13 protein-coding genes are annotated in these 17,291 nt (G+C 25.7%); 10 read left to right on the forward strand and 3 right to left on the reverse strand.

All coding sequences use genetic code 11. From position 1 onward, the window contains the following. Nucleotides 1-270: 270 nt before the first annotated feature. The 3 genes from gyrB to dnaA all read right to left on the reverse strand — a co-directional run bounded on the left by gyrB (nucleotide 271) and on the right by dnaA (nucleotide 5,305). A complete protein-coding gene (gene gyrB, locus CRV12_RS03590; RefSeq protein WP_136131276.1) occupies nucleotides 271-2,679 on the reverse strand; it encodes a DNA topoisomerase (ATP-hydrolyzing) subunit B in 2,409 nt (802 codons plus the stop codon). A gap of 122 nt (nucleotides 2,680-2,801) precedes the next feature. Continuing rightward, entirely contained in the window at nucleotides 2,802-3,902 is a 1,101-nt protein-coding gene (gene dnaN, locus CRV12_RS03595) for a DNA polymerase III subunit beta (RefSeq protein WP_136131277.1), read from the reverse strand. 14 nt (nucleotides 3,903-3,916) lie between these two features. Continuing rightward, complete coding sequence (dnaA, locus tag CRV12_RS03600; protein WP_136131278.1) at nucleotides 3,917-5,305, reverse strand: chromosomal replication initiator protein DnaA; 1,389 nt, start codon at nucleotides 5,303-5,305, stop codon at nucleotides 3,917-3,919. 495 nt (nucleotides 5,306-5,800) lie between these two features. Here dnaA and rpmH point away from each other — a divergent pair, with 495 nt between their 5' ends. From rpmH to CRV12_RS03650, 10 genes are all read left to right on the forward strand, one after another. Then, the gene (gene rpmH, locus CRV12_RS03605; RefSeq protein ID WP_136131279.1) at nucleotides 5,801-5,947 is read left to right on the forward strand and encodes a 50S ribosomal protein L34; all 147 of its coding nucleotides are present in this window, start codon (nucleotides 5,801-5,803) and stop codon (nucleotides 5,945-5,947) included. Between the two features lie 19 nt (nucleotides 5,948-5,966). Continuing rightward, complete coding sequence (gene rnpA / locus CRV12_RS03610) at nucleotides 5,967-6,326, forward strand: ribonuclease P protein component (protein ID WP_136131280.1); 360 nt, start codon at nucleotides 5,967-5,969, stop codon at nucleotides 6,324-6,326. Next, nucleotides 6,290-6,538, forward strand: a complete 249-nt coding sequence (gene yidD, locus CRV12_RS03615) for a membrane protein insertion efficiency factor YidD (RefSeq protein ID WP_136131281.1) — start codon at nucleotides 6,290-6,292, stop codon at nucleotides 6,536-6,538. The genes rnpA and yidD overlap by 37 nt, the downstream gene beginning before the upstream one ends. Nucleotides 6,539-6,550: 12 nt before the next feature. Next, nucleotides 6,551-8,182, forward strand: coding sequence for a membrane protein insertase YidC (yidC, locus tag CRV12_RS03620; RefSeq protein WP_136131282.1), 1,632 nt, complete (start codon nucleotides 6,551-6,553; stop codon nucleotides 8,180-8,182). A gap of 46 nt (nucleotides 8,183-8,228) precedes the next feature. Then, complete coding sequence (mnmE, locus tag CRV12_RS03625) at nucleotides 8,229-9,593, forward strand: tRNA uridine-5-carboxymethylaminomethyl(34) synthesis GTPase MnmE (RefSeq protein ID WP_136131283.1); 1,365 nt, start codon at nucleotides 8,229-8,231, stop codon at nucleotides 9,591-9,593. 263 nt (nucleotides 9,594-9,856) lie between these two features. Continuing rightward, on the forward strand, nucleotides 9,857-10,777 hold the full coding sequence (gene glyQ, locus CRV12_RS03630; protein WP_136131284.1) for a glycine--tRNA ligase subunit alpha: 921 nt from the start codon (nucleotides 9,857-9,859) through the stop codon (nucleotides 10,775-10,777). A 2-nt stretch (nucleotides 10,778-10,779) separates the two neighbouring features. Then, on the forward strand, nucleotides 10,780-12,852 hold the full coding sequence (gene glyS / locus CRV12_RS03635) for a glycine--tRNA ligase subunit beta (RefSeq protein WP_136131285.1): 2,073 nt from the start codon (nucleotides 10,780-10,782) through the stop codon (nucleotides 12,850-12,852). A gap of 239 nt (nucleotides 12,853-13,091) precedes the next feature. Then, entirely contained in the window at nucleotides 13,092-13,817 is a 726-nt protein-coding gene (fdhD, locus tag CRV12_RS03640; RefSeq protein WP_420022066.1) for a formate dehydrogenase accessory sulfurtransferase FdhD, read from the forward strand. A gap of 255 nt (nucleotides 13,818-14,072) precedes the next feature. After that, nucleotides 14,073-14,690, forward strand: coding sequence for a Fe-Mn family superoxide dismutase (locus CRV12_RS03645; RefSeq protein WP_136131287.1), 618 nt, complete (start codon nucleotides 14,073-14,075; stop codon nucleotides 14,688-14,690). Nucleotides 14,691-15,229: 539 nt separating this feature from the next. After that, nucleotides 15,230-16,777 (forward strand): ABC transporter substrate-binding protein, encoded by a 1,548-nt coding sequence (locus CRV12_RS03650; RefSeq protein ID WP_241973778.1) that lies wholly within the window; start codon nucleotides 15,230-15,232, stop codon nucleotides 16,775-16,777. Nucleotides 16,778-17,291: the final 514 nt, after the last annotated feature.

The following is a 17,291-nucleotide window of genomic DNA, read 5'->3' on the forward strand; positions in this document are numbered from 1 at the left end:
TATACACTACCAAAAGTTATTTTATTATTTTTGCTCGTAAAATAATAAATAAAATATAAATCATAATATATAAAAGTTAATATAAATATCTAGTACTTTTTTGTTTATTATTATGCAATTTGATTGATTGTATCGTAATTACTATAAATACAAAATTTTCTTTATTAAAAGAATATTAAAATTATCTTTCATTATAATTACATATTGTCAATTTCATGTTTTTTCATCATGAAAAATAATCTTTACTTTATTCAAATGATTCATTTAGTATCAAATATCAATATTATTTACATTTAATGCATTATTTTCAATAAATATACGTCTAGGTTCAACTGTATCACCCATTAACGTGCTAAATAATTGATCAGCAATTACAGCATCTTTAATTGTTACACGTAACATACGCCGAGTATCTGGATTCATAGTTGTTTCCCATAACTGATCAGGATTCATTTCTCCTAAACCTTTGTAGCGTTGAATCGATAGATTATTATTAGCTTCTTTTATTAGCCAATTAATTACCTGTGAAAAATTACTGATTGATTGACTACGTTCACCTCTTTGTACATATGCTCCTTTTTGTAAAAGCTCACGAAAGTTATCATTCAATGTATAAATTTTCTTGTATTCGTAATTATTAAAAATATTTGAGTTTATTGTATATTTTTTAGTTGTTCCATATTTAGAAACAATTATAATAAAATCAAAAGAAGATGTCTCTTTATTCCGATAGATTTTAAATTTATAATCGCTAGTTTTACTTTTATATTTATTTAAATATAAAATTACATTATTTATCCATTGATATACTTGATATTCATCATATATATCAAGTGGATGTTGATTATTAATAAAAGCATTTAATAAACTGTAGGGCAAGAAATGTTTCATATTTTTTATAATTTGTTGCATTTGACTGAATTTATAAATTAATTTTTCTAAATCTTTACCTTTTAAAGGAATGGATTCAGATCTTGTATACAACATAGCACCATCAATTGCATTATTAATTTTATACTTATTCATTTCCATCTCATCCCTAATATAATATTCTTTTTTTCCTTTTTGTATTTTATAGAGAGGAGGTTGAGCTATATATATATGACCACGTTCAATAATTTCAGGCATTTGGCGATAAAAAAAAGTTAAAAGCAAAGTACGAATATGAGCACCATCGACATCAGCATCAGTCATAATAATTACTCGATGATAGCGAAGTTTATCTGGATTATATTCATCTTTTCCAATACCACATCCTAAAGCAGTAATCAGAGTTATTACCTCTTGTGAAGAGAGCATTTTATCAAATTTTGCTTTTTCAATATTAAGAATTTTTCCTTTTAGAGGTAAAATAGCCTGGTTTTTACGATTTCGACCTTGTTTTGCTGAACCACCTGCAGAATCACCTTCTACTAGATAAATTTCTGACAATACTGGATTGTTCTCTTGACAATCTGCTAATTTACCTGGGAGTCCCAATAAATCTAATATACCCTTACGGCGAGTCATTTCACGTACACGACGAGCAGCTTCTCTAGCACGTGCAGCATCAATAATTTTATTAACTATTATTTTTGCATCATTGGGATGTTCCAATAAATATTCTATAAGTTGTTCATTCATCTGTTGCTCTACTACAGATTTTACTTCTGAAGAAACTAATTTTTCTTTAGTTTGAGAAGAAAATCTTGGATCCACAATTTTTAATGAAATTACTGCTACTAAACCTTCACGTGTATCATCTCCAGTAATATTAATTTTGAACTTTTTAATATAACCTTCTTTTTCCATATAAGAATTTAATGTACGTGTCATTGCTGTACGAAAGCCTGCAAGATGTGTACCTCCATCTTTTTGTGGAATATTATTAGTAAAACAATAAATATTTTCTTGAAAACTATCATTCCATTGCATAGATATTTCTACATTGATGTTATCTTTTTCATTAGAAAAATGGAAGACATTGGAATGTATTATATTTTTATCTTTATTCAAATATTCAATAAATGCTTTAATACCCCCATCATAATGGAAATAATCATTTTTATTATCACGTTCATCTAATAGATAAATTGAAATACTGGAATTCAAAAATGATAATTCACGTAAACGTTTTTCTAAAATATTATAATCAAATTTGGTTGTGTTGGTAAATATTTGGTAATCTGGCCAAAAATGTATTTTAGTGCCATTTTCTGTAGATTTGCCAATAATTTGTAAAGGAGATTCAGGTATGCCATAATGATAAATTTGTTGATATATATTATTTGCTCTATATATATTTAATTCTAATTTTTTTGAAAGAGCGTTAACTACAGACACTCCTACACCATGAAGACCTCCTGATACTTTATAAGAATTATTGTCAAATTTACCACCAGCATGTAGTACTGTCATGATAACTTCAGCAGCAGAAACACCTTCTTCTTTATGAATATCAGTTGGAATACCGCGTCCATTATCCTTAACAGAAATTGAATTATCATTATGTATAGTAACTTCAATTTTATTACAATAACCAGCAAGTGATTCATCAATTGCATTATCAACAATTTCAAATACTAAATGATGTAAACCAGTGCCATCATCTGTATTTCCAATATACATTCCTGGACGTTTGCGTACAGCATCAAGTCCTCGAAGGACTTTAATGTTAGAAGAATTATAGGAATTTAACATCTATCATTTCTCATGGATTATGATTTCATAATAATAATTGAAATATTTACTTAAATTTTTATGGTAAGTAAATATATATGTAACATATTAATTTTATTTATAAAAAACAATAAATAATAAAATTATATACGCATTGGCATTACAATGTAACAAGCATATGGATTTTTAATATCCTTAATATATACACTAGATGTAGAATTCATAAATGATAAACTAATTTGTCCATATTTTATTACATTTAATATATCTAAAATATATACAACATTAAAACAAATTTCTAATATATCACCATTATAAATAACTTCTAATTTTTCTTCTGATTCTTCATAATCAGGATTATTTGCCGTAATTATAAGTTGGTTTTTACTAATTTGTAATCGAATACCACGAAATGTTTCGTTAGAAAGAATAGCTGCACGAGAAAGTGCTTGTTTTAACAAAACACAATCTATTTCCAAAGTATTTTTTACATCTTGATGTAATATTTGACGATAATCAGGAAAACAGCCATCAATTAATCTGGATGTAAAAATAATTTCTTTAGTATATATTCTAATATTATTCAAACCCATTTGTATTTTTAAGCTTATATTTTCCCCATTTAATAAACGTAATAATTCAATTATACCTTTACGTGGAATTATTATAGACAAATGTGGTAATTCTTCATTAAGTTTAACAAAAGAAGTTGCTAGACGATGACCATCTGTAGCTACTGCACGAATTTCTTGATCTGCTATTTCAAACATAATTCCATTTAAATAATAACGTACATCTTGATTAGCCATAGAAAACTCAGTTGTTTCAATTAATTGTTTTAATTTATCCTGAAATAAATTAAATTCAACTTTAATATTCCAAGTATCTAAATTTGGAAAATGTTTTGCAGGTAATGTCGATAGTGAAAATCGACTGTTACCGCAATTTATTAACATACGATCGTTTTTAAAGGAAACATTAATAATAGATCCTTGTGGAAGATTTTTACATATTTCTAAAAATTTTCTTGCCGGTATAGTAACAGATCCAGATAAATTAGATTTTATTAATGCTACTTTAGTTACTATTTCAATCTCTAAATCAGTACCTGTTAATACCAAAAATTGATCATTTATTTCTATTAATATGTTTCTAAGTACTGGTTGAATAGGACGATTATTTAATGGACTACTAATTTGTTGTAATGGTTTAATTATTTTTTCTCTTTCAATAATAAATTTCATAGTTCTTAATATGTTCAAGGGGCTAAAATTCTAATAAGATTAAAAAAATCTTTTTTTATATCGTAGTTATTTTTACATAATTGTCTAATTTTGCGACAAGCATGTAATACTGTAGTATGATCTCGTCCACCAAAAGCATTACCTATTTCAGGTAAACTATGATTAGTAAGTTCTTTTGTTATAGCCATAGCTACTTGACGAGGACGCGTAAACAGACGAGATCTATTCTTAGAAAGAATATCTGTAAGTTTTATTTTATAATATTCAGCTACTTTTTTTTGGATACTACTAATTGTTATTAATTTTTCTTGTAAATACAGTAAATCTTGTAATATTTCACGTACAAAGTCAATATTAATCACACACCCTATAAAGTTAGCATTAGCTATTATACGATTTAAAGCACCTTCTAATTCACGTACATTAGAATTTAAATGTTTTGCAATAAATAAAGCTACATCATTAGGTAATATTAAATTGTTTTCATTAGCTTTTTTCATTAATATTGCTATACGAGTTTCTAGTTCAGGAGGATCAATTTTTATAGTTAAACCACAACTAAAACGTGATTTTAAACGATCTTCAACTCCATTAAGATCTTTGGGATAACGATCTGATGTAATAATTATTTGTTGATTGCTTTCTAATAATACATTAAAAGTATGAAAAAATTCTTCCTGAGATCTTTCTTTATTAGCAAGAAATTGTATATCATCAATAAGTAACGTATCTGCTGAACGATAATAATATTTAAAATTTTCTATGGAATTATTTTTTATTGCTTTTACCATATTTTGAACAAAAAGCTCTGAATGTATATAAACTAATTTTATGTTTAACACTCTGTTAATAATTTTATTTCCTATCGCATGAAGTAAATGTGTTTTCCCAAGACCAGTTCCACCATATATAAATAGTGGATTATACTTAATATCTATGCAATTAGCTACTTGACATGCAGCTTTATGTGCCAATTTATTAGATTTGCCTTCAATGAAATTATCAAAACTATACTTTTTATTTAAATTTGAATTGTAAATAAGATTTGATTGTATTAAAACATTATCCCAAATTGAGGCTTTGATATTTTTATCTATAAGGTTATTTTTTATTGATGCAATAGGTATTTCAATATTAACTCTATTATTTTTCTCTAAATTGCAAATACCAACTTTAAAATTCAATAGAGGAGCATTAATACCGCAAAATTCTTTAATTAATTCATTTATATTTTTACAATATTTATCTTTAACCCAGTCAAGCACAAAGCGATTTGGAGCATATAATGCGAGAGTATTTTTGCTTAGCTTAGCTTGTAATGGACGAATCCACATGCTAAATTCAGTAGCAGGAAGTTGATCCTGTAAACGGTTAAGGCATTGTTGCCAAAGTGTAATTGACACTTCAAACTCCAATTCGTATTATAATTTATATAAAATCCTAAGGAACACAATTCAAGTTGATGTTAGAAAACTAGTTTGTGATATAAATAAAATTTTTATTATTAATGATTTTTTATTAAAATTATTAATATCTAGCTAAATTTTTATTTTAATTAATTTAAATTTTATTGAAGATATTTAACTAATGATTTAGTTGCTTGAAAAATATTTACAATAGGATCAATTATTTGTTTTATATTAGAATAATAATTTATGTATTAAAATTTATAATGTTAATTGCTTCCTTTCTTTCAAGTTTTATATTAGACAATTTATATGTAATTATGTATTGTAATTGTGTGTTTTATTACCAATAATTCAAATGAACTTAATTTAAATTCTTATATAAAAGAAAAATTATATGTTATAACTTTAGAAGTTAAATAAATAATAATTTATTTATTATACGAAAAGATATTAATATACCAATTTATTCATTATGAGGTAAAATAATAGATGAAAAGAACTTACCAACCTTCTGTAGTAAAACGTAATCGTTCACATGGTTTTCGTATTCGTATGTCCACTAAAAATGGTCGTAGAACTTTAGCTCGCAGGCGTTCTAAAGGAAGAATTTATTTAACAATATCTCACCATATTTAATTATAATTTAACTTACATCATGACTAATTTAGCTTTCCCTAAAAAATTACGCTTATTAACTTGTAATGATTTCTTTTTTGTGTTTAAAAAACCTCAGTGTGTTTATTCATCACAAATAATTATATTTGGACGTATTAATAAACTAAAATACCCGCGTATTGGGCTTACTATTGCTAAAAAATATGTTAAACTAGCCCATGAACGCAATAGAATTAAAAGATTAATTAGAGAAAATTTTCGCTTAAATAAGTATAGATTGCCATCTATGGATTTTATAGTGGTAGCTAAAAAAGGGATTGCTAGTTTAGAAAATGGCATTTTGTTGAAAAAATTGGAGAAACTATGGCTTCGTCATTATCAATTATTTCACAGACACTAATTACATTGATACGTATATACCAAGTATTTATAAGTTCATATTTAACACCACATTGTCGATTCTATCCCACTTGTTCTCAATACGGTATTGAATCGTTACAAAAGTTTGGAATAATAATGGGAATTTTTCTAATTGCAAAACGCATACTAAAATGTCAACCCTTTAAAGCAGGTGGCTATGATCCTATTCCAGAAAAAAATTTTTATATTTAGAGTATATTTAAGATGGATTCACAACGTAATCTTTTTTTAATTATTTTTTTGGTCTTGTTTATTCTTCTTTGGCAAACTTGGCAAATAGATAATAACGCACAATCATTACATAATCAAACAATAACAAATAATAATGATAATCAGCAAGATTCAAATAATAATATAAGTAAAAATATTTTAACTAAAAATAAAAGCTCAAATATTTCTATAAAAACTGATTTATTTTTATTGAAAATTAATACTAATGGCGGAGATATTTATCAAGCTGAATTATTAAATTTTCCAGAAAAACTGGGTTCTAATAGACCTTTTAAATTATTAGAAACTAACCCTATATATGCTTATCAAATACAAACTGGTTTAAACGGTATTGATGGTCCAGATAATATAAATAAAAATATAAGACCTATATTTACTGTAAAAAAACGTTATTTTGAAATGTTAAAAGAACAAAATGAATTAAAAGTATCAATGAATTATACAAGTAAAAGCGGAGTTAAATACACTAAAACTTTTGTCTTTAAAAGAGGAGAATACTTTGTAAATATAATTTATAAAATTAATAATCTTACTAAAAAATCTATAAAAGTATCTTTTATTGGTCAATTAAGACAAACAATTGAATTACCAGCATATCGTGTTACAAATAATTTTACTTTACATTCATTTCGCGGTGCTGCTTATTCCACAGATAATAACAAGTATAAAAAATATAAATTTAATAATATATTGGAAAATGAAAATTTAAACATAAAAAGTAAAAATGGATGGGTAGCAATGTTACAGCAATATTTTGCAACTGCCTTAATTCTAAATTCTAAAAAAGATATAAACACTATTTATACTAAAAATATAAACAATGATACAGTAGCTATAGGTTATCAATCTGCACCTATAATTGTTGGATCTCATGCTCAAAAAGATATTTCTAATACTATTTGGTTAGGTCCAGAATTACAAGACAAAATGGTTTTAATTGCTCCTAATCTAGATTTAACTGTTGATTACGGTTGGTTGTGGTTTATTTCAAAACCACTTTTTAAATTATTAAAATTTATACATAGTTTTGTTAATAACTGGGGTTTTTCTATAATTATTATTACTTTTATTGTACGCGGTATTATGTATCCACTTACTAAAGCACAATATATATCAATGGCAAAAATGCGCATGTTGCAACCAAAAATCCAAAAAATACGTGAACGTCTGTCTGATGACAAGCAAAAAATGGGTCAAGAAATAATGACATTATACAAAGAAGAAAAAGTCAATCCTTTAGGTGGTTGCTTACCATTATTAATTCAAATGCCTATTTTTCTTGCTCTGTATTATATGCTATCAAGTTCAGTAGAATTAAGACAAGCTCCATTTGTTTTTTGGATTCATGATTTGTCATCACAAGATCCTTATTATATATTGCCAATAATAATGGGTGGTACTATGTTTTTTATTCAAAAAATGTCTCCAGTGAATGTGACTGATCCAATACAACAGAAAGTTATGGTTTATATGCCGATAATATTTACGATGTTTTTTTTATGGTTTCCATCAGGATTAGTCATATATTATATAATTAGTAATTTCGTAACTATTATGCAACAGCAAATAATATATCGTAGTTTGAAGAAATATGGCATATCATAAAAAAATAAAATCAATAACAGTATGATAAATGAATTTATAGGTTAATATGAATCAGTACGATACTATCGTTGCACAAGCAACACCTATTGGGACAGGTAGCATAGGTATTTTACGCATATCTGGAGTTAAAACTGTAAAAATTGCAAAAAAAATATTAGGTAAGCTTCCTAAACCGCGTTATGCTGAATATTTATCATTTAAAGATTATGAAGGTAAAACCCTAGACAAAGGTATTGCTTTATGGTTTCCTAAACCTCATTCCTTTACTGGAGAAGATGTATTAGAATTGCATTGTCATGGCGGACCGATAATATTAGACCTATTACTAAAGTATATTATAACTTTTTCACAAGTACGTATTGCAAAGCCAGGTGAATTCTCTGAACGTGCTTTTTTAAATGAAAAAATTGATTTAACACAAGCAGAAGCAATTGTAGACTTAATTAATGCTAGTTCAGAGCAATCAGTGCGTTCTGCTGTCAATTCTTTACAAGGTACGTTTTCAAAGCATATCAATAAAATCATAAAGGATATTATTAATTTAAGAGTTTATATAGAAGCAAAAATTGATTTTCCTGATGAAGAAATCGAATATATTTCCAATAATAATATTTTAAATCAACTCAATAGTATTATTACAGATCTAGATCAACTGATCTCTGAAGCACATCAAGGATGTTTATTAAGAGAAGGAATAAAAATTGTAATTGCTGGATATCCTAATGCTGGAAAATCTAGTTTATTTAATTACTTATCTAAAAAAGAAAATGCAATAGTTACTAGTATTGCTGGTACTACTCGTGATGTCTTACATGAAAATGTTAATATTGATGGTATGCCTTTACATATATTAGATACAGCAGGTTTGCGTAATTCTAATGATGAAATTGAATATATCGGTATTAAAAAAGCTTTATATGAAATTGAACAGGCTGATCATGTTTTATTTATGGTAGATGGATCAAATACAGATTCTAAACAATCTGTAAAAATATTATCAGATTGTTTATCTACTTTAACAAAAAAAATATCAGTTACTATAATTAGAAATAAAGCAGATGTTACTGGTGAACCATTGGGTCTTATTAAAATAAATGGTTTTTCAATAATTCATTTATCAGTATTAAATAATATTGGAATGAATACTTTATTTGAACACCTTAAAACAACAGTAGGATTTAAATACAATACAGAAGGAAATTTTATTGCTCGGCGTCGTCATCTTCAAGCTTTACAGATAGCACATGATCATTTAATAAAAAGCAATAAAAAATTGTCAAAAAATTGTACCGATGAATTGATAGCCGAAGATTTACGTTTTTCTCAAATGGAATTAAATAAAATTACTGGCAATTTTACTTCAAATAATATATTAAATGAAATTTTTTCTAGTTTTTGTATAGGAAAATAATCTAACTTACAATATCTATTTTTTATTAATCATTGTATAACAGTAGATATAATGTATATAAGATAAATAAAATTATAGAATTTTTTTTAAAATCTTATTAAAAATATGCAAGGTAATATATTTAAAAAATATAATTGCAATATTTATATCAAAATACATCTTAATGAAGATTAAATTTTATTAAAATTAGGTAAAGTTTTGTGGTAAAATATATGTTATTTATTAACTAATATTAGAAAAATTAATTTAATCTCAAATTAATAATGAAAAAATTTGATATAAAAACATTTCAGGGTTTGATTTTAACTTTACAAGAATATTGGATGCATCATGGATTTATGATTATACAGCCTATAGATATAGAAGTAGGCGCTGGTACTTCACATCCAATCACTTTTTTACATGCTCTTGGTCCTGAACCGATTGCAGCTGCATATGTACAACCATCACGTAGACCTAATGATGGTCGTTACGGTAATAACCCAAATCGTTTACAATATTATTTTCAATTTCAAGTTATTATAAAACCTTCTCCAAAAAATATTCAAGAACTTTATTTAAATTCCCTTAAAAAAATAGGTATTGATCCTACCATACAAGATATTCGCTTTGTAGAAGATAATTGGGAAAATCCAACTTTGGGAGCGTGGGGAATAGGTTGGGAAGTTTTGCTAAACGGTATGGAGATTACTCAATTTACTTACTTCCAACAGATTGGTTGTATTGATTGTAAACCTATTACTGGTGAGATTACTTATGGTTTAGAAAGAATTGCAATGTTTATACAAAATATTGATCATGTATATGATCTAGTATGGAATAATGGTATATATGGTATAAATACTTATAAAGATATTTTTTATAAAAATGAATTAGAACAATCAATATATAATTTTGAACATGCTGATATTGATTTTTTATTGATTCGTTTTGAACAATATGAAAAAGAAATTATATCTCTATTAAAATTAGAAAATCCTTTAACAATACCAGCTTATGAATGTATTTTAAAAGCAATTCATACCTTTAATTTATTAGACGCTCGTAAAGCTATTTCAGTAACTGAACGACAGTGTTATATTTTGCGTATTCGTAATTTAACTAAATCTTTAGCTAAAATTTATTATAGTTCTAGAGAAGCATTAGGTTTTCCAATGTGTAATTTAAAAATAATTAAGAGGTGATGATGAATGGAAAAACTTTATTGGTGGAAATTGGTACTGAAGAATTACCACCAAAACTGCTTTGTAGTTCAGCACAATTGTTTTGTGATAATATAACTACTGAATTAAATAAATTTTACTTAATGTATAAAAAAGTAGTTTGGTTTGCCTCTCCTAGACGTTTAGCAGTACAAGTTATAGATTTACAAACACATCAAATTGACAGAACCATCCAAAAACGTGGACCTGCATTAAAAAATGCTTTTGATAATAAAGGACAAATAACTGAACAAACTCAAAAATGGATAAATAAAAACAAATTAATTCTTTCTCAAGTTGAAACACTATACACTACTAAAGGTAAATGGTTGATTTTCAATAAAAAAATTAAGAGTAAAAAAATACAATTGTTGTTACCATTAATGATTGAACAAGCAATAAAACAAATATCATTATCAAAATCAATGAGATGGGGAAATGGTATTATAAGGTTTATTCGTCCAATACATACAGTTACTGTTTTATTTGGTAAGGAATTGATTTCATGTATTATATTAGGAATTAAATCTAAAAGAATTATTTACGGTCACCGTTTTATGGGAGAAAGTAAAATTACTTTAATTGATGCAGATGAATATCTTCAAGTTATTTTAACACGTGGTAAAGTAATTGCAGACTATAATAAACGTAAAGAAATAATAAAAACTGGAATTGAATCACTTGCACATAAAATAGGCGGTAAAGCAGATATAACTGATGAATTATTAGATGAAGTTACATCACTAGTTGAATGGCCAGTTATACTTCATGCAACTTTTAAGAAAGAATTTCTTAATATTCCTCATAAATTACTAATTCACATAATGAAGAAAACACAAAGATATTTTCCAATTTACGATGATCAAGGTATGTTGTTATCTAAATTTATCTTTGTTAGTAATATTGAGTCAAGTGATTCTAATCAAATAATTATTGGTAACGAAAAAGTATTAAACTCACGTTTGGTAGATGCAAAGTTTTTCTTTGATTATGATAGAAAAAAACGTTTATCAAATAATTTAAAATATCTAAATAAAGTTATTTTTCATAAAAAATTAGGTTCTTTAAGAGATAAAACAAAAAGAATAACATATTTATCTAAATGGATTGCCATCCAGATAGGTGCAAATATAAAATATTCCATACGAGCTAGTTTGTTATCAAAATGTGATTTAATAACTAGTACAGTATTTGAATTTACTGAAATGCAAGGCATAATGGGAATGTATTATGCTCGTTATAATGGTGAAAATGAAGAGATTGCATTTGCTTTAAGTCAACAATATAAACCTTGTTTTTCTGGAGATAAAATACCATCTAGTTTAGTGGGATGTGTATTATCAATTTCAGATAAGATGGATACATTAGTAGGAATATTTGGTATCAAACAGTTTCCAAAAGGTAGCAAAGATCCATTAGCACTTCGTCGTGCTGCATTTGGAATATTACGCATAATTCTTGAAAGAAAGTTACCTTTAAATTTAAAGTTGCTTGCTGAAAAATCAGTACATATTTACAAAAATGTTTTAACTAATAAAAATACTGTTAATGATATTTTGGATTTTATGTTTGATCGACTTCAGCAACTTTATCTTAAAAATGGTTATAGTTTGTGTGTTTTTAAATCAGTTTTATCTATACGTCCATTATGTCCAATAGATTTTGATTTGCGTATAAAAGCATTGTCTTATTTTCTTACTCTTCAAGAATCAAATGAGCTAATAATGTCAAACAAACGTGTAGTACATTTTTTAACAAAATCTAATAAAATATCAGTTTATGGTGATATAAATTTATCTTTATTAAAACATAAAGAAGAAATTGAATTAGCTAATCACATATCAAAATTGACAACTGAATTAAAACCATATATTGCTCAAGGTCTTTATAAAGAAGCTTTAATTGAATTAGCTAAGTTAAAAGAAGCTATAGATAATTTTTTTAATAAAGTAAAAATCAATATCAATGATACTTCTGTACATATTAATAGATTGACATTATTATCAAAATTACGATTTTTATTTATTCAGGTTGCGGATATATCGTTATTAAAGTAAAAATTATTAATAAATTATTTAAAGTGATTTTATTGCATATAATTTAAGAATTTGCATAGAAATTATTTCTACTTATTTGACATTGTCATTTTTTTAATAAAGTCATTCATAAAACATAAAATTATTATAAATATTAAAATGAAAATAAACAAAAGACAATTAAGTTTGAATGCAATACAAATTAAAACAATAGTAAAAAAAAAATTTATAAGTATAAATCTGGTCTTTTTAATTTTAAAATTGATCATTTAGCTGAAGAAATACCAGCGGTATTAGTTTACAATGGTATATCTCATGTTGTTATGATGGTTACACCATACAATTTAGATTTATTTGCAATTGGCTTTTCTCTTTCGGAAGGAATTGTTAATAATTACAATGATATTTTAGGAATAGATATAAAGCATAATGAACATGGAATTGAAATTCAAGTTGATATTTCTTCACGATGTTTTGAAAAATTAAAAATTAAGAAAAGAGGAATAACAGGTAGAACTGGATGTGGTATATGTGGAATTGAACAATTAAATCAAATTAGTCAATCAAATATCAAACCTGTACCTTTCACTCAAAAAATTGATCTTAAAAAGATTGATTATGCAATTAAGCAATTAAACATGTATCAACCTATTGGAAAAACAACTCATTGCACTCACGTTGCAGCATTTATCAATATTCACGGTGAATTACTATATGGATATGAAGATATAGGTCGTCATGTAGCCTTAGATAAACTATTAGGTCATATCAGTCAAACAAACAGGAATGGTGCAATTTTGATATCTAGTCGTGCTAGTTATGAAATAGTACAAAAATCAGCAATGTGCTTTATTGAAGTCATATTTGCCATTTCTGCAGCCACGACATTAGCAGTTAAAATAGCAGAAAAATATAATGTAACTTTAGTAGGTTTTGCTAAACCAGGTTGCTATACTATTTATACTCATCCTCAACGATTAATTTAAAAAGGAATATTTATTTTTTAAATTATCTCATATCAAAATAAAATATTATTTTATTTTGATATGAGATATAAATTTTCTCCTAAAAAACAATATTTCATGATATGACAAAAGACAAAACATTATTGAAATTGATATTAAATAAAAAATTTTATTATTGCATTTAATCAATTAAAAATATTTTTTGAAAAAACTCTAATTAAATTGATCTATATAAATAATAGTATTTATTTTAATTATTAAATGGAGATTAAAAATATGAGCTATTCACTTCCAAGATTACCTTACTCATATGACGCATTAGAACCTTATTTTGATAAACAAACAATGGAAATACATCATATTAAACATCATCAAACCTATATCAATAATGCTAATAATATACTAAAAGGTACTACATTTGATTCTCTGTCAGTTGATGATTTACTTACTAGATTGAATGAATTACCTGTGACAATGAAAGAAACATTACGTAATAATGCTGGTGGTCATGCTAATCACTGTTTTTTTTGGGAAGGTTTAAAAATGAATAGCATTTTAAAAGGAAGTCTAAAAAATGCTATTGAAAATAAATTTAATAATTTTTTAAAATTTAAAGAAGAATTCGAAAAAATTGCTTTATCACGTTTTGGATCTGGTTGGGTATGGTTAATAAAAAAAGATAATCAGTTATCAATTGTTTCTACTGCAAATCAAGATAATCCAATTATGGGTGAATCAATTGCTGGCGTTTCTGGTTCACCAATTATCGGTCTTGATTTATGGGAACATGCTTATTATCTTAAATATCAAAATAGGCGTGTTGACTACATAAAAGCATTCTGGAATGTTATAAATTGGAGTAAAGCAACAGAAAGATATGAATCAGATCTTTAATAGATTACTGCTTTAAATAATGAAAAAATAAAAAGTTGAAAGAAATTTCATCGGTTTTTTTATATAAAAGAATTTATTAAATATTTTAAGTATTTTTTTATAAGAAAATGTTTTTAAATGTGAGTATAAACAAAAAAACATATAAAATTCTTAACTAAAAGTAAATTTCATATATATTTCCTTTGACAAAAATCAGTTCATTATCTTTACTTTCATTATAATTTAAATTAAATAGTTGGTTTTTCATTTAAATGTTTTGCGCTAATTCATAGTGCTAACCATAATAAACTATAAATCTAATTGTTTATATAAAATATTAAATTTAAGGAGAAGCAACTATTCATGCTCTTATGATGTTGTATTCTCATATTGTAATCACATGTCTCTCTATGAACATGTCTCTCTATGATGGAGATCATTCAATGTGCATTGATTTGTATTGCAAGAAAAATATGAATTTAAGAAAATATTCTAGTGATTTCTTACATTTAATCAATAACAAAATTATTATAAAGTTTATTAGCGTAATTTTTATATTAATGTCTGCTAATACTCACGCTAAAACTCTAATATATTGTTCTGAAGGTTCACCAGAAGGGTTTAATCCACAATTATTTACTTCTAATACTACTTATGATGCTAGTTCTGTGCCAATTTATAATCGTTTAGTTGAATTTAAAAAAGGAACTAACGAAATTGAATCTGGACTCGCCGAATCATGGAAAATTAGTTCGGATGGTAAAGTTTATACTTTTAATTTACGTAAAGGTGTAAAATGGCAATCTACTAAATATTTTGAACCAACTAGAGAATTTAATGCTGATGATGTAATATTTACATTTGAACGTCAACTTGATAAAAACAATCAATATCACAAAGTTTCTGGTGGCCACTATAAGTATTTTGAAAATTTAGGTATGCCTGAATTAATCAAAAAAATTGAAAAGATTGATAATAATACAGTTAAATTTACTCTTTCTCATTCATATGCACCATTTATATCTAATTTAGCTATGGATTTCTCATCTATCCTTTCTAAGGAATATGCAGAAAATTTGTTAAAAAAAGGTACTCCTGAAAAAATTGATGTTAATCCAATAGGTACTGGTCCATTTCAATTAATAAATTATCAAAAAGATTTGCGTATTACTTATCAAGCAAACCCTAACTATTGGGGAGTTAAACCAAAAATCGATAATTTAATATTTTCTATAGTACCAGATCCTTCTGTTCGTTATGCTAAAATAAAAAGTGGTGAATGTCATATAATGTCTTATCCTAATTTAGCTGATTTAAAAATTATGGAGAAAGATAAAAATATCAAAATAATAAAACAAATTGGTTTAAATGTCAGTCTTCTTGCTTTTAACACAGAAAAAAAACCACTTGATAACTTAGAAGTACGTAGAGCATTATCTATGGCTATAGATAGGGAGGCAATTGTACGTTCTGTTTATAAAAATAATGCTGAAGTTTCAGATAATCTCGTTCCATCAATAATGTGGAGCTATAACAAACCAATAAAAAGTTATAAATATGATCCTACAAAAGCTAGAGATATATTAAAAAAATATGGTTTTAAAAATGGTTTTTCAATTGATTTATGGACAATGCCTATAGAAAATAATTATAATCCAGATGCCCACCGTATAGTTGAAATGATCAAAGCTGATTGGGCAAAAATTGGTATAAAAACTAAAATCATTACTTATGAATGGAATGAATATTTAAAACGTGCAGAGGCTGGTGAGCATCAAGCTATAATAACAGGTTGGAATAATTACAATGCTGATCCAGATAACTTCTTTTCTATGTTATTTAAATGCAATTCATCGAAATATGGTTATAATTATTCCCATTGGTGTTATAAACCTTTCTGTGAAAAAATAGATTTAGCGCGTTCTTCAACTTTTCACAGAAAACGTCTTGATTTTTATAGACATGCACAAATGATCATGCATAATAAAATTCCAGTTTTAGTGATAGCGCATTCTAAGATATTTGAGCCAATAAGTGACAAAGTAGTTGGCTATATCGTTGACCCTTTAGGTAAACATCATTTTGAAGATGTTGATATTTTAGAGTAATATTACAGTCATACACATATGATAACATTAAGAGATATATTTTTATTTTGATAAAACATTTATATCAAGTGTTTGTATTTGTATAGAACATAATATTTTTGTTTATTATTCTGTACCACATTTTAAAGCAATATGTAATTTTTTATCTTCGTGTTGCAATAATATGTGGTATTTCGTTGAATGAATTTGTGTTATAATAATTAGTTATGCAATTAATATATTGAAGCATGATAAATTTATCTGTTTTTTAAATCAAAGAATAAATAATATTTTATATATGTTGATTTTTTTAATTGATTGATTATAATCTGTGTAATATAAGTACTATTAATTTTATTTAATGTAATTCTTAATATATTAGTACAGATTGCGTTTGGCATTCTCTACTTAAAGAGTATGATTTAATTAAGAATTTTCTTCTTGATTTTTATATTTATTTATATAAGATATTTTAAATTTATTATTGTTTAATAATATTAATTTAAGTTCTTTAAAAGAATAAACATGCATCTTT

Source organism: Candidatus Pantoea edessiphila (assembly GCF_002933315.1).
Classification (GTDB): Bacteria; Pseudomonadota; Gammaproteobacteria; order Enterobacterales; family Enterobacteriaceae; genus Pantoea_C.